This is a genomic window from Pseudomonas sp. EA_5y_Pfl2_R50, from assembly GCF_963970475.1.
Lineage (GTDB): Bacteria > Pseudomonadota > Gammaproteobacteria > Pseudomonadales > Pseudomonadaceae > Aquipseudomonas.
In genome coordinates, this window is sequence record NZ_CAXAPT010000106.1 from 1 (window position 1) to 531 (window position 531).

Annotated in this window: 1 protein-coding gene; it reads right to left on the bottom strand. The window is 58.0% G+C overall.

The genetic code is table 11. The annotated features are described in order from the left end of the window. Nucleotides 1–445: Hcp family type VI secretion system effector (locus AACY19_RS26930; protein WP_339453163.1), on the bottom strand; the 445-nt coding region annotated here is incomplete at its 3' end. Between the last annotated feature and the right edge of the window lie 86 nt (nucleotides 446–531).

The following is a 531-nucleotide window of genomic DNA, read 5'->3' on the forward strand; positions in this document are numbered from 1 at the left end:
GGTAGGTGAACTGCACTTCTTCCAGGTGGGTGAAGTGCGCGTTGCCCGGGTCCTGGCAGTTGTGCATTTTGTTGTTGATGGCGACGATGATCGCGTCTTCCAGTTTGGTGGTGTAGTAGTGCTCTTGGGTACCTTGAGCCGAAGTGCGGTACCACTGGATAACGATTTCGCTCATGCGCTCGCCGGAGGTCAGAGCCGCTTGCAGCAGAGGCGAAGCCTTGTCGTAGACCTTGGTGATGACAACTGGCTTGTGCACGCGCTGACCGGTTGGCTGACCGGATTGCGGGTCACGCGGAATGATCACGTCGTGGGTGAAAGCCTGAACCATAACCTGGTCTTCGTGGCCTTCCTGGTAGGTGTTGCCTACGGAGTCAGCGGTGAAAGCGCCTGCAGTGATCAGGCCCTGTTTTTCGCCGGTAACCGACATGTACGCTGGTGTTGCCATGGGGTGCTCTCCTTGCGGATAAAGTTAGGGTGCCCGGGAGGCGATATCGCCCGGTGGGTGGCTGACTGTTATCAAGGAGCGTGCCA